The sequence below is a fragment of the Streptococcus oralis genome, from assembly GCF_019929345.1.
Classification (GTDB): domain Bacteria; phylum Bacillota; class Bacilli; order Lactobacillales; family Streptococcaceae; genus Streptococcus.
Genome location: NZ_JAHZPJ010000001.1, coordinates 159625 through 178794, shown reverse-complemented (window position 1 = coordinate 178794; position 19170 = coordinate 159625). Strand labels below are relative to the sequence as shown.

Below are 19170 nucleotides of genomic sequence, written 5' to 3'. Positions count from 1 at the left end.
TCAAAAAATTTAAAAGCTGGAGAAAGTGAATTTTTTACCGCCTCTAGCTAGATGAACGAGGAATAGAATATGAATTTGTGGGATAAATTATTTACCACACAGATATCAGAACCGCCCCAGTTTGAACTTCACTGGTACATTGGTTTGTTATGTTTATTGGCACTTACTTTCTATGCTTCTTATCGTTTTCGCGACAAAGTGGCTTACCAGCGTTTTATTCAGATCCTTCAGTCTGTTCAACTGATTGTTCTGTATAGCTGGTATTGGGGAAATCTCATGCCTCTGTCAGAAAGTTTGCCCTTCTATCATTGCCGTATCGCCATGTTTGTGATGCTCTTGATTCCAGGGACATCCAAGTACAAACAGTACTTTGCCCTTTTAGGAACTTTTGGAGCAACAGCAGCACTGGCTTACCCACTCTTTGATCCCTACCCATTTCCACACGTGACCATTTTGTCCTTCATTATCGGACATGTCGCCCTTTTAGGAAATGCGCTCCTATACTTGTTTAGAAACTATCAACCTTCCCTTCTTGATTTGAAGAATGTGGTGTGGATTACTTTCGCCTTAAATGGCTTGATATGGGTTGTCAACTTAGTTGTAGGTGGGGACTATGGATTTTTAACGAAACCACCAATTGTTGGGAATCATGGTCCATTAGCAAATTACATCATCGTGTCAAGTGTATTGGTAGTAGCCATCAGTTTGACTGCAAAAGTATTAGAAGTTTTTTTACAACAAAGAGCAGAAAAGATGATTCAAGAGAAGGTCTAAGAAGATCTTCTCTTTTTAGTGAATACAACGAGAATGCTTTTTTCTAAGCAAGGACTTGATTTATTTTCATAAAAGAAGCAAAAAAGATTTTTACAAAAACCTTGAGGAAATTTATGAAAAACTAAGCACGATTGGATTTTTTGTGTTATAATATTTTGTGAATAGCTGTGCCCTATTACAGTTATTAAAATAGAAGTGAGAAACTTGGAAGACAGAGAGGACGCGATGTAATGACTAGAGATGGTTTTTTTACAGGCTTAGATATCGGAACTAGTTCCATCAAAGTACTGGTTGCTGAACTTAGAGATGGTGAAGTAAATGTGATTGGCGTTAGTAATGCCAAAAGTAAGGGTGTCAAAGACGGAATCATTGTTGATATTGAGGCTGCTGCTTCGGCAATTAAATCGGCAATTTCCCAGGCTGAAGAGAAAGCAGGGATTTCGATTAAGTCTGTAAACGTTGGACTTCCCGCGAATCTCTTGCAGGTAGAGCCAACACAAGGAATGATTCCCGTTACCTCAGATACAAAAGAAATTACAGATCAAGATGTGGAAAATGTTGTCAAATCAGCTTTGACTAAGAGCATGACACCTGATCGTGAAGTCATTACTTTTATTCCCGAAGAGTTTATCGTGGATGGCTTCCAAGGAATCCGTGATCCTCGTGGAATGATGGGTGTTCGTTTGGAAATGCGTGGCTTGCTTTACACAGGTCCTCGTACCATTCTCCACAATCTTCGCAAGACTGTCGAACGTGTAGGAGTTCAGGTAGAAAATGTTATCATTTCTCCACTAGCAATTGTAAATTCTGTCCTCAATGAGGGAGAACGTGAATTTGGTGCAACAGTGATTGATATGGGTGGTGGACAGACTACAGTAGCAACTATCCGCAATCAAGAATTGCAGTTCACAAATATCTACCAAGAAGGTGGAGACTATGTTACAAAAGATATTTCTAAAGTCTTGAAAACTTCTAAACGAATTGCTGAAAGTCTAAAACAAAACTATGGTGAAGCTTATGTGCCGTTAGCAGGAAATGAGACTTTTCAAGTTGAAGTGATCGGTGAGGTTGAGCCTGTTGAGATAACAGAAAGCTACTTAGCAGAAATCATTTCAGCGCGTATTAAGCATATCTTCGATCAAATCAAACAAGAGTTGGATAGACGCCACTTGTTGGATTTGCCTGGAGGGATTGTTTTGATTGGTGGGAATGCCATCTTGCCAGGGATTGTTGAATTAGCTCAAGAAGTATTTGGGGTACGAGTGAAACTCTATGTACCAAATCAAGTTGGTATTCGAAATCCTGCTTTTGCACATGTGATTAGCTTGTCTGAATTTGCAGGTAAATTGACAGAGGTAAATCGTATTGCTCAGAAGGCGGTTAAAGGAGATGAATTTCTTCGTCAAAAACCAATTAGTTTTGGGGTGCCTACTCAGAGTGTAACTCCAATCTCACAACCTGCTCCTATACAGCCTGCTCCAACAGTGGCTGAAAATACTCAGGAAGGAACGGTTGCTCCTAAAGATGAGTTCCAAGTAACTTCTCAAAATAAACCGAAATTAACAGAGCGTTTCCGTAGCTTAATCGGAAGCATGTTTGACGAATAAAAGAGGAAAAGAAACTATGACATTTTCATTTGATACAGCGGCTTCTCAAGGCGCAATCATTAAAGTAATTGGTGTCGGTGGAGGCGGTGGTAATGCTATTAACCGTATGATCGACGAAGGTGTTGCGGGGGTTGAATTCATCGCAGCAAATACAGATGTACAGGCTCTTAGCAGTACAAAAGCTGAAACAGTAATCCAACTCGGACCAAAATTGACTCGTGGTTTGGGTGCTGGAGGTCGTCCTGAAGTTGGTCGTAAAGCTGCTGAGGAAAGCGAAGAGGCTCTGACCGAAGCCCTTAGTGGTGCAGACATGGTCTTTATCACTGCTGGTATGGGTGGTGGATCTGGTACAGGTGCTGCTCCTGTTATTGCGCGTATTGCTAAAGATCTTGGTGCCCTTACAGTAGGTGTTGTGACACGTCCTTTCGGATTTGAAGGAAGCAAACGTGGTCAGTACGCTGTGGAAGGAATCAACGAACTTCGCGAACATGTTGATACTTTGTTGATTATTTCAAACAACAATTTGCTTGAAATTGTTGACAAGAAGACACCGCTTCTTGAAGCTCTTAGCGAAGCAGATAACGTTCTTCGCCAAGGTGTTCAAGGAATTACTGACTTGATTACCAACCCAGGGTTGATTAACCTTGACTTTGCTGACGTAAAAACTGTAATGGCAAACAAAGGGAATGCTCTTATGGGGATCGGTGTTGGTAGTGGAGAAGAGCGTGTCGTTGAAGCAGCTCGTAAAGCTATCTACTCTCCACTTCTTGAGACAACGATCGATGGCGCAGAGGATGTTATTGTCAACGTTACTGGTGGTCTTGACTTGACTTTGATTGAAGCAGAAGAAGCTTCTGAAATCGTCAATCAAGCAGCTGGTCAAGGAGTAAACATCTGGCTTGGAACATCAATCGATGAAAGTATGAAGGACGAAATTCGTGTTACAGTTGTAGCGACAGGTGTTCGCCAAGAACGTGTAGACAAAGTTGTTGGTTCTCCAGTTAAGCAAGCAGCTCGTAGAGAAGTTTCTAGAACTCCGCATTCACACACATTTGACCGTCACTTTGATTTAGAGGACACCGCAGAAGTTGCAAAACCGAACTCGCGCCGTTATGAAACCAACCAAACATCTGCATTTGGTGACTGGGATTTACGTCGTGAGTCAATCGTTCGCCCAACTGATTCAGTCGTGTCACCTGTAGAACGATTTGAAGTACCTGTTTCTCAAGATGAGGATGAGTTGGATACACCTCCATTTTTCAAGAATCGTTAAAAAATGAATTTGAAAAAAAATACGGAATTAATTTTTCAGCAAATCGCGGATGCTAGTCAAAAAGCAAATCGTGATTTAGATTCAGTTTCAGTGATTGCTGTCACAAAATATGTAGATATAGAAACAGCGGAAGCATTGCTTCCGCTTGGTGTTCATCATATTGGTGAAAATCGTGTTGATAAATTTTTGGAAAAATATCAGGCTTTGAAAGATCGACCTGTTACCTGGCATTTGATCGGAACGCTCCAGAGGCGTAAGGTAAAGGATGTCATCTCTTTTGTAGACTATTTCCATGCTCTAGATTCTCTTAAGCTCGCTCAAGAAATTCAAAAAAGAACGAATCGTACGATTAAGTGCTTTTTACAGGTCAATATTTCTGGCGAGGAAACTAAACACGGGTTTTCCAAAGAAGCCTTGCTGGAGCAATTAGCTGACTTAGCTCAGTTAGATCGAATTGAATATGTTGGTCTAATGACCATGGCTCCTCTTGAGGCAGATACGGATGAATTGAGAACGATTTTCAAAAAAACACAAGAACTGCAAGCAGAAATTAGAGAAAAACAAATCCCTAACATGCCTATGACAGAGTTAAGTATGGGAATGAGTCGCGATTATGAAGAAGCGATTCAGTTCGGCTCGACTTTTGTTCGAATTGGCACAGCTTTTTTTAAATAGGAGAGACTCATGTCTTTAAAAGATAAATTTGATAAATTTATAGATTATTTTACAGAAGATGGAGAAGAAACAACACCTCGCTATGAATCTCAACAAGATGAAGTGGTTGTTTCACCAATTTCAACTTCTAAGGAATTGCCAGTACAGTCCCAAGCAAGTACATCAAAAGATGCCAATATCACTCGCTTGCATGAACGTCAAAAGGAACTAGCTATGCAAAGTCACCGTACAGATGGAAAAGTAATCATTGAAGTTCGTTATCCTAGAAAGTATGAAGATGCAACAGTGATTGTCGACCTATTAACTGGGAATGAAAGTATCCTGATTGATTTTCAGTACATGACGGAAGTTCAAGCACGTCGTTGTTTAGACTATCTTGATGGTGCACGTCATGTTTTGGCTGGTAATATGAAAAAGGTTGCGAGTACGATGTATTTGTTGACACCAGTCAATGTAGTTGTAAATATTGAAGATATTAAATTGTCGGATGATTCACAAAATGCTGAGTTTGGTTTTGATATTAAGCGAAATAGAGCGAGATAATGTTTTTTCTAATTCACTTAATCCAAAATGCTGTGAACATCTATTCCTTCATTCTTCTAGCTTTTGTTTTACTTTCTTGGTTTCCTAATGCCTACGATAGTTCACTAGGTCGCTTAATCATTCGCCTTGCTCGCCCAGTTATTGAGCCACTTCGTAAACTCAATCTACAATTTGCTGGTCTTGACTTTACGGTTTGGGCAGTGCTGATTCTGATTCAGTTTGTTGGAAATCTCTTAACACGACTAGTCCTATTACTATGACAGCAAATCGAGCCATTTATCAGCATTTTTCCCAAGATGATATTCCCTTTATTGATAAGGGTTTAGAGTGGTTCAAGCGGGTAGAAGATACATATGCGCCGGTACTTACTCCTTTTATCAATCCCCATCAGGAACAGATTTTGAGGGTGCTAGCTGGGACATATGGACTGGGTTGCCAAAGTAGTGGTGATGTTCTTCCGACAGAGTCGGTTCGTGTTCTTATCTATCCCGATTACTTTGAACCGGAGATATCAGACTTTGAAATGGCCTTGTTGGAAATTTGCTATCCGAGTAAGTTTGAACAACTGAGTCATGGAAAAATATTGGGAACAATCATCAACCAACTAGGAATTGACCGTAAATTATTTGGTGATATCTTGGTAGATGAAAAGAGAGCACAGATTTTTGTCAATCGTGATTTCATTCCTCTTTTTCAGGATGGAATAAGAAAGATTGGCAGACTTCCTGTATCGCTGGAGGAACGTCCTTTTACCGATAGGATTTTGTCTAAAATTGATTATAGAGAACGAGAAATTTTAGTTTCGAGTTTTCGATTGGATGCCCTCTTATCAAGTGCCTTGAAATTATCTAGAAACCAAGCTAGTCAACTGATAGAGAAAAAATCTGTCCAGGTGAACTATCATCTGGTTGAAAAAAGTGATTACCAGGTTGCAGTTGGAGATTTGATCAGTGTGAGAAAGTTTGGTCGTCTAAAAATTGTCAAAGACAATGGACAGACAAAAAAAGACAAGATAAAATTAAGCATTCAATTATTATTAAGCAAGTGAGAAAAAATATGTCGATTACACCACAAGAAATAAGTGATAAAGCTTTCTCAAGAACATTCAGAGGCTACAATCAGGAAGAAGTTGACCTCTTTCTAGATAAGATTTACTTTGAATTAGAGGAGATGATTCGATACAAAGATGAAACTGAACTCTATATCAAAAAACTAGAAGAACGTCTTTCCTATTATACTAATGATATTCCTAAGAGAACAGTAACAAACAACCAAGAGCAAGAACCAGAGGCAATGAATGATTCTATTTTTTATTAAGTAAGTGAGGAAAAGTATGCCAATTACATCGTTAGAAATTAAAGATAAAACCTTTGGTACAAAATTTAGAGGTTTAGATCCAGAAGAAGTTAATGAATTCCTTGATATTGTTGTACGTGATTATGAGGAGTTAGTTCGTAGCAATCATGATAAGGAAAGACAGATTAAAAGTTTAGAAGAGCGCTTATCTTACTTTGATGAGATGAAAAATTCTTTGAGTCAGTCTGTTTTGATTGCTCAAGATACAGCTGAAAGGGTAAAACAGGCAGCTCAGGAACGTTCAAGTAATATTATTAAACAAGCTGAACAAGATGCAGAGCGCCTTTTAGATGAGGCTAAGTATAGAGCTAATGAAATTTTACGCCAAGCAGCAGATAATGCTAAAAAAGTGGCTGTAGAGACAGAAGAATTGAAAAACAAGAGTCGTGTATTCCATCAACGTCTCAAATCAACAATTGAAAGTCAGTTGGCAATTGTTGAATCACCAGATTGGGAAGATATTTTGAAGCCTACGGCAACTTATCTTCAAACAAGTGATGAAGCTTTCAAAGAAGTTGTGAGCGAAGTTTTAGGCGAAAAGCTTCCTTCTCAACCTGAAGAAGACCCAATTGATGTGACACGTCAATTCTCTCCTGAGGAAATGGCGGAATTGCAAGCTCGTATTGAGGCGAGCAGTAAAGAATTAGCTGGATTAGAGGAAGAACAAAAAGAAGATGAAGACGTTAGTACACCTTCTTTAGAAGACTCTATAGAGGCAATTGTTGAAGCCCAGTCAGATTCTAAAGAAAAGAAATCAAAAAAAGAATCTGTTTCGATTTTATAAGTATAAAATGTGAGAACAAGATCTAACCAACTATATTTCCAGCGAGTAGGAGATGGTGTGAGTCCTACAATCCCTAGTGGTTAGATTATCCTCTCAACAAATCTAGTCTGAAAGCAGTAAGACTGGACGTTCCCCACGTTACGGGAAAAGAGGAAAAGAGACCCTGTCTTTTTTCGAATAAAGGTGGTACCACGATTTTCGTCCTTTTTGCGAATCGTGGTTTTTATTTTGTCAATTTAAATTAAAGGAGTAACAATGAAACTCAAAGATACCCTAAATCTTGGAAAAACTGAATTTCCAATGCGTGCTGGTCTTCCAACCAAAGAACCAATCTGGCAAAAAGAATGGGAAGAAGCAAAACTTTACCAACGTCGTCAAGAATTGAATCAAGGAAAACCGCATTTCACCTTGCATGATGGCCCTCCATATGCAAACGGAAATATCCACGTTGGACATGCCATGAACAAGATTTCTAAAGATATTATTGTTCGTTCAAAATCGATGTCAGGATTTTATGCGCCTTACATCCCAGGCTGGGATACACATGGTCTACCAATCGAGCAAGTCTTGGCAAAACAGGGTGTTAAACGCAAAGAAATGGACTTGGTTGAGTACTTGAAACTTTGCCGTGAGTATGCTCTTTCTCAAGTAGATAAACAACGAGAAGACTTTAAACGTTTGGGTGTTTCTGGTGACTGGGAAAATCCTTATGTGACCTTGACTCCAGACTATGAAGCAGCTCAAATTCGTGTCTTCAGTGAAATGGCTAAAAAAGGCTATATCTACCGTGGTGCAAAGCCAGTCTACTGGTCATGGTCTTCTGAGTCAGCCCTGGCTGAAGCGGAAATTGAATACCATGACTTGCTTTCAACTTCCCTTTACTATGCCAATCCAGTTAAAGATGGGAAAGGTGTTCTAGATACAGACACCTATATTGTCGTATGGACAACGACTCCATTTACCATCACAGCTTCTCGTGGATTGACAGTTGGAGCGGATATTGACTACGTTGTGGTGCAACCTGCTGGTGAAGCTCGTAAGTTTGTGGTTGCTGCAGAGTTGTTGACTACTTTGTCTGAGAAATTTGGTTGGGCTGATGTTCAAGTCTTAGCGACTTACCGTGGTCAAGAATTGAACCACATCGTGACAGTCCACCCTTGGGATACGGCTGTAGATGAGCTGGTGATCCTTGGCGACCACGTTACGACTGACTCTGGTACAGGTATCGTCCATACAGCGCCTGGTTTTGGTGAGGATGACTACAATGTCGGTGTTGCTAATGGTCTTGAAGTTGCTGTAACAGTTGACGAACGCGGGATCATGATGGAAAATGCTGGTCCTGATTTTGCGGGTCAATTCTATGACAAGGTGGTTCCAACTGTTATCGAAAAACTTGGTAACCTCCTTCTTGCCCAAGAAGAAATCTCTCACTCATATCCATTTGACTGGCGTACGAAAAAACCAATCATCTGGCGTGCAGTGCCACAGTGGTTCGCCTCTGTATCTAAATTCCGCCAAGAAATCTTGGACGAAATTGAAAAAGTGAAGTTCCACTCAGAATGGGGGAAAGTACGTCTCTACAACATGATTCGTGACCGTGGCGACTGGGTGATCTCTCGTCAACGTGCCTGGGGAGTTCCCCTTCCTATCTTCTACGCAGAAGACGGAACACCAATCATGACTGCTGAGACCATCGAACATGTGGCTCAACTCTTTGAAGAGCACGGCTCTATTGTCTGGTGGGAACGTGATGCTAAGGACCTCTTGCCAGAAGGATTTACTCATCCAGGTTCACCAAATGGCGAGTTCAAGAAAGAAACAGATATCATGGACGTATGGTTTGATTCAGGTTCATCATGGAATGGAGTAGTGGTCAACCGTCCAGAACTCAAATATCCAGCAGATCTTTACCTTGAAGGTTCTGACCAGTACCGTGGTTGGTTCAACTCATCACTTATCACATCTGTTGCCAACCATGGCGTTGCTCCATATAAACAAATCTTGTCACAAGGTTTTGCCCTTGATGGTAAAGGTGAGAAGATGTCTAAATCTCTTGGGAATACCATTGCTCCAAGTGATGTTGAAAAACAATTTGGTGCGGAAATCTTGCGTCTCTGGGTAACAAGTGTGGACTCAAGCAACGACGTGCGTATCTCTATGGATATCTTGAGCCAAGTCTCTGAAACTTACCGTAAGATCCGTAACACTCTTCGCTTCTTGATTGCTAACACATCTGACTTTAACCCAGCTCAAGATGCAGTAGCTTACGATGAGCTTCGTTCTGTTGACAAGTACATGACCATTCACTTTAACCAGCTTGTGAAAACGATTCGTGATGCCTATGCCAACTTTGAATTCTTGACAATCTACAAGGCCTTGGTGAACTTTATCAACGTTGACTTGTCAGCCTTCTACCTTGATTTTGCTAAAGACGTTGTTTACATCGAAGGTGCCAAATCACTCGAACGCCGTCAAATGCAGACAGTCTTCTATGACATTCTTGTCAAAATCACCAAACTCTTGACACCAATCCTTCCTCACACAGCAGAGGAAATCTGGTCATATCTTGAGTTTGAAGCTGAAGAATTTGTTCAATTGTCTGAATTACCAGAAGCTGAAACTTTTGCCAACCAAGAAGAAATCTTGGATACATGGTCAGCCTTCATGGACTTCCGAGGACAAGCTCAAAAAGCCTTGGAAGAAGCACGTAATGCCAAAGTGATCGGTAAATCGCTTGAAGCACACTTGACAGTTTATCCAAACGAAGTTGTGAAAACTCTTCTTGGAGCAGTGGACAGTAATGTGGCTCAACTTTTGATCGTGTCAGAATTGACCATCGCTGAAGGTACAGCTCCAGAAGGCGCAGTTAGCTTTGAGGATGTTGCCTTTACAGTTGAACGCGCTGCAGGTGAAGTTTGTGACCGTTGCCGTCGTATCGATCCAACAACAGCAGAACGCAGCTACCATGCAGTCATCTGTGACCACTGTGCAAGCATCGTAGAAGAAAACTTTGCGGATGCAGTTGCTCAAGGTTTTGAAGAAAAATAAGTTATATGAAGCTGAGAAAAAATTCAATTTAAGGATGAAAGTCAGTAAGTATATCTATGATAAAATGCGATATATCAAGTTTTTTTGACACGTAGTATCAGGGACTCACTACTATTTTATGTATCCGATAAAGAGGGGGGCGCAAGCCCCTCTTTTTGAATGCAAGGGATTAAGTTAGAAATCGGAGATGATATTTGTTCGTATCTTGAGAAGGTCTTTTGTTTCTGAGATAAATATGGTAGAATGATAGCTACGATAGAGGAGGTTCTTATGGAGATAAATAGATTAGTTCGACTCAATTGGAAGCTGGGTATGATAGCAGGGATTGCCTTGCTTTTGGGACCCGTTCTAAGATTTTTACTATCCTATGCTGGGGCTGTTATTTATAAAGATCCTTCAAAAATACTGGTCGTCACGGTTGCCTTTTCCTTGCTCCTGACATTTTTTAAGATTTTGATGATTGCATTAGGCACCTTTATGTTAATCTATTTTGAAGAAGATCAACAACTTCGAAAGCTGCCTTCTATTTTATTTATCCTTGGTGGAGTGATGGGCACGCTTTCAGCGACCGAGTGGATAGGAGGATTTTTCGTTATTAAAGGGGCCGTTTCTTTTTCTAAATTTTTAAAAGAAGTCTATGAACTTGTATGATACTCCGGTGAAAACAACGTTTGTACCGCACTCCAGAAGTTAGATTTTTTCTATCTAACCTTTTGGGGAGGTACACATCTTTAGAACAATTTTTGACATGGCCTTCTAGACTATCTTCTAGTTCGTTTCCCTTGAAAACAGGGATTTTTTCTTGAAAAATAAGAGTAAATATGCTACAATTAAAAGAACTTTCTAAAATCTTCAGAATTAAAAGTAAGGAAAATAATGGCTAATATTTTAAAAAAAATCATCGAAAATGATAAAGGTGAAATAAGAAAATTAGAAAAAATGGCAGAAAAGGTCATGTCCTATGAGGATGAAATGGCAGCCTTGACCGATGAAGAACTACAAGCAAAAACAGTCGAATTTAAGGAACGCTATGCAAATGGTGAAACGTTAGATCAACTTCTGTACGAAGCATTTGCAGTTGTCCGTGAAGGGGCTAAACGTGTCTTAGGTCTTTTCCCATATAAGGTTCAGATTATGGGGGGGATTGTCCTTCACCACGGTGATGTACCTGAAATGCGTACAGGGGAAGGAAAAACCCTGACAGCGACCATGCCAGTGTATCTGAATGCCTTATCTGGAAAAGGAGTCCACGTTGTAACGGTCAATGAATACCTGTCAGAACGTGATGCGACGGAAATGGGTGAACTCTATTCATGGCTTGGTTTATCGGTAGGAATTAACTTGGCGGCTAAATCTCCAATGGAAAAAAGAGAAGCTTATGCTTGTGATATCACCTACTCAACTAACTCTGAGATTGGTTTTGACTATCTGCGTGATAACATGGTTGTTCGAGCTGAAAATATGGTACAACGTCCACTCAACTATGCCTTGGTTGACGAGGTGGATTCGATTTTGATTGACGAGGCGCGTACGCCATTGATTGTATCCGGTGCCAATGCTGTCGAAACGAGCCAGTTGTATCACATGGCTGATAGCTTTGTCAAATCGTTAGATAAAGAAGATTATATCATTGACATTCAATCTAAGGCAATCGGTTTGTCTGATTCAGGTATTGATAAGGCCGAAAGTTATTTTAGACTGGAAAATCTTTATGATATCGAAAATGTAGCTTTGACTCATTTTATTGATAATTCTCTTCGAGCTAACTACATCATGCTTCTTGATATTGACTATGTGGTCAGTGAAGAGCAGGAAATCCTGATTGTCGATCAATTTACAGGTCGTACTATGGAAGGTCGTCGTTATTCTGACGGATTGCACCAAGCAATTGAAGCCAAAGAGGGTGTTCCAATTCAAGACGAAACAAAAACTTCAGCCTCTATTACTTACCAGAATCTATTTCGTATGTATAAGAAGTTGTCTGGTATGACTGGTACTGGTAAGACTGAAGAAGAAGAATTCCGTGAGATTTATAACATTCGCGTGATTCCAATCCCAACTAACCGCCCTGTTCAGCGTATTGACCATCCAGACCTTCTCTATGCTAGCATCGAAGCAAAATTTAATGCCGTTGTTGAGGATGTCAAAGTTCGTTACCAAAAAGGACAGCCAGTTTTAGTTGGTACAGTTGCCGTTGAAACCAGTGATTATATTTCCAAAAAATTAGTGGCAGCAGGGATTCCCCACGAAGTTTTGAATGCGAAGAACCACTACAAAGAAGCACAAATCATCATGAATGCTGGTCAACGTGGCGCAGTTACAATTGCAACTAATATGGCTGGTCGTGGTACCGACATCAAGCTCGGTGAAGGGGTTCGTGAGTTAGGTGGACTTTGTGTCATCGGTACTGAGCGCCACGAGAGCCGTCGTATTGATAACCAGCTTCGTGGACGTTCAGGACGTCAAGGAGATCCAGGTGAGTCACAATTTTACTTGTCTCTTGAAGATGATTTGATGAAACGTTTCGGTTCAGAACGTCTGAAAGGTGTCTTTGAACGTCTCAATATGTCTGATGAGGCCATTGAATCACGTATGTTAACGCGTCAGGTTGAAGCAGCTCAAAAACGTGTTGAAGGAAACAACTACGATACTCGTAAACAAGTCCTTCAATACGATGACGTTATGCGTGAGCAACGTGAAATCATCTATGCACAACGTTATGATGTCATCACTGCAGACCGTGACTTGGCTCCTGAGATTCACGCTATGATTAAACGTACAATCGGACGAGTTGTGGATGCTCATTCACGTTCTAAGGAAGAAGAAAAAATCGAAGCTATTTTGAATTTTGCTAAGTACAATCTGCTACCAGAGGCTTCTATTTCTGAGGAAGATTTAGCTGGTTTATCAGATCGTGAAATAAAAGATGAACTCTTCCAACGTGCTTTGAAGGTATACGATAGTCAAATCTCAAAATTACGTGATGAGGACGCAGTCAAGGAATTCCAAAAAGTTTTGATTCTTCGAGTTGTGGATAACAAGTGGACGGATCATATTGATGCTCTTGATCAGTTACGAAATGCTGTTGGTCTTCGTGGATATGCCCAAAATAACCCAGTTGTTGAGTATCAAGCAGAAGGTTTCCGCATGTTTAATGATATGATTGGGGCGATTGAGTTTGATGTGACTCGTTTGATGATGAAAGCACAAATCCATGAACAAGAAAGACCGCAGACCGAGATTAATATTAGCACAACAGCTACTCGAAATATCGCCGCTCAGCGTGCTAACCTTCCAGCAGATGTGGACTTGAGCCAAATCGGACGAAATGACCAATGTCCATGTGGATCTGGTAAGAAATTTAAGAACTGTCATGGTAAGAGACAATAATATAAGATAAGATACAGGCGGATACCTGGTGAAAATACATTTTTACTTGGTGTCCGTTTGCTTTATAAGGAGATGAATCATGGTATTTAAAGCTAAAAGTCCTAAAATTAACATTGAAGAAGTTCGTGCCTTGTCTAAATTAGAGGGAGCAGCTCTTGCAAGAAAAAAACAACGTGATCAGGAATTGGAAGCCATCATCCGTGGAGAAGACCAGCGTATTCTCTTGGTGATTGGACCATGTTCATCTGATAACGAAGAGGCGGTTCTCGAGTATGCCAAGCGTCTATCTGCTTTACAAGAAGAGGTCAAAGATCGCATTTTTATGGTCATGCGTGTCTATACGGCTAAACCTCGTACCAATGGAGATGGCTATAAGGGCTTGATTCATCAACCAAATGCGACAGAAGCTCCTAGCTTGATCAATGGGATCAAGGCTGTTCGTCAGCTCCACTATCGTGTGATTACCGAGACTGGTATGACAACAGCGGATGAGATGCTTTATCCTGAAAATCTTCCGCTGGTGGATGATTTGATTTCTTATATGGCTGTTGGAGCTCGTTCTGTAGAGGATCAACAGCACCGTTTTGTAGCGAGTGGAGCAGATTTCTCAACAGGATTTAAAAATCCAACATCTGGAAATCTCAATGTTATGTTTAACGGGATTTACGCAGCGCAAAATAAACAGAGTTTTCTCTTTCTCGGTAAAGAGGTGGAAACAACGGGAAATCCATTGTCTCATGCCATTCTTCGAGGTGCCTTGAATGAATACGGGAAAAATATTCCTAACTACTACTATGACAATTTGATGGATACCATTGCCCAGTATGAAAAGATGGGCTTGGAAAATCCCTTTATCATCATCGATACCAATCATGACAATTCAGGCAAGCAATATATGGATCAAATCCGTATCGTTCGTCAGACCTTGATCAACCGTGACTGGAATGAGAAGATCAAGAAATACGTTCGTGGTTTCATGATTGAGTCCTATCTAGAAGATGGACGTCAAAATGAACCAGAAGTTTTTGGTAAGTCCATTACAGATCCGTGTCTAGGATGGGACAACACAGAAGCACTTGTTCGCGAAATTTACCAAACACTAGGAGAATAAGATGGCATTTATCGAAAAAGGTCAAGAAATTGATATTGAAGCAATCAAGGCTGCGACCCAGTTGTCAGCTGAGGCCTTGCGAAAGAAAGAAGCCCGCGATAGAGAGTTGGCAGCCATCATCTCGGGTGAGGACGATCGAATCCTTTTGGTGATGGGACCTTGCTCTTCAGACAATGAAGAAGCAGTGCTCGAATATGCTCGTCGCTTAGCAGACTTGCAGAAAAAAGTTGCGGATAAAATTTTTATCGTGATGCGTGTCTATACGGCTAAACCTCGTACCAATGGAGATGGCTATAAGGGCATGATTCATCAGCCAAATACCAGCGAAGCGCCTAGTCTCATCAATGGTTTGCAGGCTGTTCGTCAGCTCCACTACCGTGTGATTACCGAAACGGGCTTGACAACAGCTGATGAGATGCTTTATCCGTCAAATCTTGTTTTGGTCGATGATTTGGTCAGCTACCATGCTGTTGGAGCTCGTTCAGTGGAAGATCAAGAACACCGCTTTGTAGCCTCTGGGATTGATGCTCCGGTTGGGATGAAAAATCCAACATCTGGGAACCTTGGAGTTATGTTTAATGCTATCTATGCAGCTCAAAACAAGCAAACCTTCCTTTACCATGGTCAAGAAGTGGAAACTTCAGGAAATCCCTTGGCCCACGTTATCCTTCGTGGTGCCATGAACGAATACGGCAAAAATGAATCCAATTTCTACTATGAAACCCTCTTAAATGCTATCAATCGCTATGAGACCATGGGACTTGAAAATCCCTTTATCATTATCGATACCAATCATGACAATTCAGGCAAGCAGTATATGGAACAAATTCGCATTGTTCGCCAATCCTTGCTGAATCGTGACTGGAATGAAAAGATTAAAAAGACGGTTCGAGGCTTTATGATCGAATCTTACCTAGCAGATGGTCGCCAAAACCAACCAGAAGTCTTTGGTTGCTCTATTACTGACCCTTGTCTAGGTTGGGAAAATACAGTAGCCTTGGTAGAAGAAATTTATACTACCTTAACAAAATAAGTGAAAAGGATGGAGTTGGGGGAATCTCAACTCCTTTTGATGAAAATGATAGTTGGACATGGAATTGACATCGAAGAATTGGCTTCGATAAAAAGCGCAGTTACACGGCACACAGGCTTTGCCAAGCGGGTGCTAACAACTAAGGAAATGGAGCGTTTTGCTAGTCTCAAAGGGCGCAGACAGATTGAATACTTGGCTGGTCGCTGGTCGGCTAAAGAAGCCTTTTCCAAGGCTCTGGGAACTGGGATTGGCAAACTGACCTTTCAGGATTTGGAAGTTTTGAACAATGAAAGAGGGGCTCCCTATTTTAGTCAGTCGCCATTTTCAGGAAAGATTTGGCTGTCGATCAGCCATACAGATCAGTTTGTGACAGCAAGTGTCATTTTGGAGGAAAATCATGAAAGCTAGTCCACATAGACCAACCAAGGCTCTGATATATCTAGGAGCTATTCGAAAAAATATCCAGCAAATGGGGGCTCATATCCCTGAAGGAACGCTCAAGTGGGCAGTGGTCAAGGCCAATGCCTATGGACATGGGGCAGTAGCCGTTGCCAAGGCTATTCAAAATGATGTTGATGGATTTTGCGTTTCCAATATCGATGAAGCCATCGAGTTGCGTCAAGCAGGTATAAACAAGAAAATCCTCATCTTAGGAGTTTCTGAGCTAGAAGCTGTTGCTCTAGCTAAAGAATACGATATCACCTTGACAGTGGCTGGACTGGAATGGATTCAAGCGCTGTTAAACAAGGAAGCAGATTTAACTGGCTTGACTGTCCATCTCAAGATTGACTCAGGAATGGGACGGATTGGTTTTAGAGATGCCAGTGAAGCTGATCTGGCTCAAGACTTGCTCCAACAACATGGCGCTCGCATTGAAGGGATTTTTACCCACTTTGCGACTGCAGATGAGGAATCAGATGCCTATTTTAATAAGCAGTTAGAACGATTTAAATCTATTTTGGCAAGTATGAAGGCAGTTCCAGAGCTGGTTCATGCCAGCAACTCGGCAACGACCCTCTGGCATGCAGAGACTATTTTCAATGCAATCCGTATGGGAGATGCCATGTATGGTCTCAATCCAAGTGGAGAGGTTTTGGACTTGCCTTATGCCTTGACTCCAGCCTTGACCTTGGAATCTGCTCTAGTTCATGTCAAGACAGTTTCAGCTGGAGCTTGCATGGGCTATGGAGCCACCTATCAGGCAGATAGTGAGCAAGTCATTGCGACGGTGCCAATCGGTTATGCGGATGGTTGGACACGTGATATGCAGAATTTCACTGTCTTGGTAGATGGCCAAGCTTGCCCAATCGTCGGACGAGTATCTATGGACCAAATTACCATTCGTTTGCCTAAGGTTTACCCGCTAGGCACAAAAGTAACCTTGATCGGCACAAACGGTGACAAGGAAATCACAGCAACTCAGGTAGCGACCTACCGTGGAACCATTAACTATGAAGTGGTTTGCCTCCTCAGCGACCGCATTCCGAGAGAATATTATTAAAAAGAAAGGAGTGGAGCATGAATCTACATCAACCCTTGCATGTCTTACCTGGTGTGGGGCCAAAGTCAGCAGAAAAATACGCCAAACTAGGAATTGAAAACTTGCAAGACCTCTTGCTCTACTTTCCTTTCCGTTATGAAGACTTTAAGACCAAGCAGGTACTGGAATTGGAAGATGGGGAGAAGGCGGTTCTGTCTGGTCAAGTCGTGACTCCTGCCAGTGTCCAGTATTATGGTTTCAAGCGCAATCGCCTGCGTTTTAGTCTCAAGCAGGGAGAAGTCGTTTTTGCGGTGAATTTCTTTAACCAACCCTACTTAGCTGACAAGATTGAACTAGGCGCAACTCTAGCCGTTTTTGGAAAATGGGACCGTGCCAAAGCCAGTCTGACTGGGATGAAGGTCCTGGCTCAGGTGGAGGATGACCTCCAACCTGTCTATCGATTGGCTCAGGGAATTAGTCAAGCCAGTCTGGTCAAGGTCATTAAGACGGCCTTTGATCAGGGATTGGATCTCTTGATAGAGGAAAATCTTCCCCAGTCTTTGCTGGACAAATACAAACTCATGTCTCGTTGTCAGGCAGTCCGTGCCATGCATTTTCCTAAGGATTTGGCAGAATACAAGCAGGCCCTTCGCCGTATTAAGTTTGAGGAACTCTTTTATTTTCAGATGCAGTTGCAGTCGCTCAAGTCTGAAAATAGAGTTCAAGGAAGTGGTCTGGTTCTGAATTGGTCCCAGGAAAAAGTGACAGCCGTTAAAGAAAGTCTTCCTTTTGCCCTGACCCAAGCTCAGGAAAAGAGTTTGCAGGAAATTTTAACTGACATGAAGTCCGACCACCACATGAATCGTCTCTTACAAGGGGATGTAGGGAGCGGAAAGACGGTGGTTGCTGGCCTGGCCATGTTTGCGACGGTGACGGCTGGCTATCAGGCAGCTCTCATGGTGCCAACAGAAATCCTAGCAGAGCAACACTTTGAGAGTTTGAAGGGTCTTTTTCCGAACTTGAAACTCGCTCTCTTGACAGCTTCCTTAAAAGCTGCAGAAAAAAGAGAAGTCTTGGAGACCATTGCCAAGGGTGAGGCCGACTTTATTATCGGGACTCATGCTTTGATACAAGATGGAGTGGATTATGCTCGTCTTGGCTTGATTATCATCGATGAGCAGCACCGTTTTGGTGTGGGGCAAAGGCGTATTCTGCGAGAAAAAGGAGATAATCCTGACGTTCTCATGATGACAGCGACACCGATTCCTCGGACGCTGGCTATCACAGCCTTTGGGGATATGGATGTTTCTATTATTGACCAGATGCCAGCAGGACGAAAACCTATTGTGACTCGCTGGATTAAGCATGAGCAGCTGCCTCAGGTCTTGACTTGGTTAGAGGGAGAAATTCAAAAAGGTTCTCAAGCCTACGTCATCTCTCCCTTGATTGAAGAATCTGAAGCTCTGGACCTGAAAAATGCCGTTGCCTTATCTGAGGAGTTGACAGCTCATTTTGCTGGCAAGGCTGAAGTAGCTCTTCTACACGGTAAGATGAAGAGTGACGAAAAAGATCAGATTATGCAGGAATTCAAAGAGAGAAAAACGAATATTCTGGTTTCGACGACGGTTATCGAGGTTGGGGTTAATGTTCCAAATGCGACCGTCATGATCATCATGGATGCCGATCGGTTCGGTCTCAGTCAGCTTCACCAGCTCAGAGGTCGTGTTGGTCGGGGGAACAAGCAGTCCTATGCTGTTCTCGTTGCCAATCCCAAGACTGAGTCAGGGAAAGACCGCATGCGCATCATGACAGAAACGACTAATGGATTTGTCCTTGCTGAAGAGGATTTGAAAATGCGCGGTTCCGGTGAGATTTTTGGAACTAGACAGTCAGGACTTCCAGAGTTTCAAGTGGCTGATATTATCGAAGATTTTCCGATTTTAGAAGAAGCGAGGAAGGTTGCCAGCTACATTAGTTCTATGGAAGGTTGGAAAGAGGATCCAGAATGGCGGATGATTGCTCTCCATCTGGAAAAGAAAGAACATCTAGATTAATACTCTTCGAAAATCAAATTCAAACCACGTCAACGTCGCCTT

Annotated in this window: 17 protein-coding genes and 1 pseudogene; all 18 read left to right on the top strand. The window is 41.8% G+C overall.

Annotated elements, in window-relative coordinates; translation table 11 throughout:
* Window positions 1-69 precede the first annotated feature (69 nt).
* The 18 genes and pseudogenes from K1I97_RS00855 (at window position 70) to recG (ending at window position 19128) form a co-directional block, all read left to right on the top strand.
* Window positions 70-774: a YwaF family protein gene (locus K1I97_RS00855; RefSeq protein ID WP_223331040.1), complete on the top strand. Its 705-nt coding sequence runs from the start codon at window positions 70-72 to the stop codon at window positions 772-774.
* Window positions 775-1004: 230 nt separating this feature from the next.
* Window positions 1005-2187, top strand: a pseudogene (gene ftsA / locus K1I97_RS00850) (cell division protein FtsA); the annotation flags it as partial.
* Window positions 2187-2381: a cell division protein FtsA C-terminal domain-containing protein gene (locus K1I97_RS10270; protein WP_411575266.1), complete on the top strand. Its 195-nt coding sequence runs from the start codon at window positions 2187-2189 to the stop codon at window positions 2379-2381. The pseudogene ftsA and the gene K1I97_RS10270, both read left to right, overlap by 1 nt.
* A gap of 16 nt (window positions 2382-2397) precedes the next feature.
* Window positions 2398-3654, top strand: a complete 1257-nt coding sequence (gene ftsZ, locus K1I97_RS00845; protein WP_223331042.1) for a cell division protein FtsZ — start codon at window positions 2398-2400, stop codon at window positions 3652-3654.
* A gap of 3 nt (window positions 3655-3657) precedes the next feature.
* The gene (locus K1I97_RS00840; RefSeq protein ID WP_223331043.1) at window positions 3658-4329 is read left to right on the top strand and encodes a YggS family pyridoxal phosphate-dependent enzyme; all 672 of its coding nucleotides are present in this window, start codon (window positions 3658-3660) and stop codon (window positions 4327-4329) included.
* A 9-nt stretch (window positions 4330-4338) separates the two neighbouring features.
* Window positions 4339-4872 carry a cell division protein SepF gene (locus tag K1I97_RS00835; RefSeq protein ID WP_223331044.1) on the top strand — a complete coding sequence of 178 codons (534 nt, stop codon included), beginning with the start codon at window positions 4339-4341 and terminating at the stop codon, window positions 4870-4872.
* Complete coding sequence (locus K1I97_RS00830; RefSeq protein ID WP_223331045.1) at window positions 4872-5132, top strand: YggT family protein; 261 nt, start codon at window positions 4872-4874, stop codon at window positions 5130-5132. The genes K1I97_RS00835 and K1I97_RS00830 overlap by 1 nt, the downstream gene beginning before the upstream one ends.
* A complete protein-coding gene (locus K1I97_RS00825; protein ID WP_223331046.1) occupies window positions 5129-5920 on the top strand; it encodes an RNA-binding protein in 792 nt (263 codons plus the stop codon). Before K1I97_RS00830 ends, K1I97_RS00825 begins: the two co-directional genes overlap by 4 nt.
* 8 nt (window positions 5921-5928) lie before the next feature.
* Entirely contained in the window at window positions 5929-6189 is a 261-nt protein-coding gene (locus tag K1I97_RS00820) for a DivIVA domain-containing protein (RefSeq protein ID WP_223331047.1), read from the top strand.
* Window positions 6190-6205: 16 nt separating this feature from the next.
* A complete protein-coding gene (locus K1I97_RS00815; protein WP_223331048.1) occupies window positions 6206-7012 on the top strand; it encodes a DivIVA domain-containing protein in 807 nt (268 codons plus the stop codon).
* 255 nt (window positions 7013-7267) lie between these two features.
* Window positions 7268-10060, top strand: a complete 2793-nt coding sequence (ileS, locus tag K1I97_RS00810) for an isoleucine--tRNA ligase (RefSeq protein ID WP_223331049.1) — start codon at window positions 7268-7270, stop codon at window positions 10058-10060.
* 270 nt (window positions 10061-10330) lie between these two features.
* Window positions 10331-10711, top strand: a complete 381-nt coding sequence (locus K1I97_RS00805; protein ID WP_223331050.1) for a hypothetical protein — start codon at window positions 10331-10333, stop codon at window positions 10709-10711.
* Between the two features lie 225 nt (window positions 10712-10936).
* Entirely contained in the window at window positions 10937-13450 is a 2514-nt protein-coding gene (gene secA / locus K1I97_RS00800; RefSeq protein WP_223331051.1) for a preprotein translocase subunit SecA, read from the top strand.
* A gap of 79 nt (window positions 13451-13529) precedes the next feature.
* A complete protein-coding gene (locus K1I97_RS00795) occupies window positions 13530-14561 on the top strand; it encodes a 3-deoxy-7-phosphoheptulonate synthase (protein WP_084974840.1) in 1032 nt (343 codons plus the stop codon).
* A gap of 1 nt (window position 14562) precedes the next feature.
* Window positions 14563-15594 (top strand): 3-deoxy-7-phosphoheptulonate synthase, encoded by a 1032-nt coding sequence (locus K1I97_RS00790; RefSeq protein WP_223331052.1) that lies wholly within the window; start codon window positions 14563-14565, stop codon window positions 15592-15594.
* A gap of 45 nt (window positions 15595-15639) precedes the next feature.
* A complete protein-coding gene (gene acpS / locus K1I97_RS00785; RefSeq protein WP_223331170.1) occupies window positions 15640-16002 on the top strand; it encodes a holo-ACP synthase in 363 nt (120 codons plus the stop codon).
* Window positions 15992-17095, top strand: coding sequence for an alanine racemase (gene alr / locus K1I97_RS00780; protein WP_223331053.1), 1104 nt, complete (start codon window positions 15992-15994; stop codon window positions 17093-17095). The genes acpS and alr overlap by 11 nt, the downstream gene beginning before the upstream one ends.
* Window positions 17086-19128 (top strand): ATP-dependent DNA helicase RecG, encoded by a 2043-nt coding sequence (gene recG / locus K1I97_RS00775; RefSeq protein WP_317628031.1) that lies wholly within the window; start codon window positions 17086-17088, stop codon window positions 19126-19128. Before alr ends, recG begins: the two co-directional genes overlap by 10 nt.
* Window positions 19129-19170: the final 42 nt, after the last annotated feature.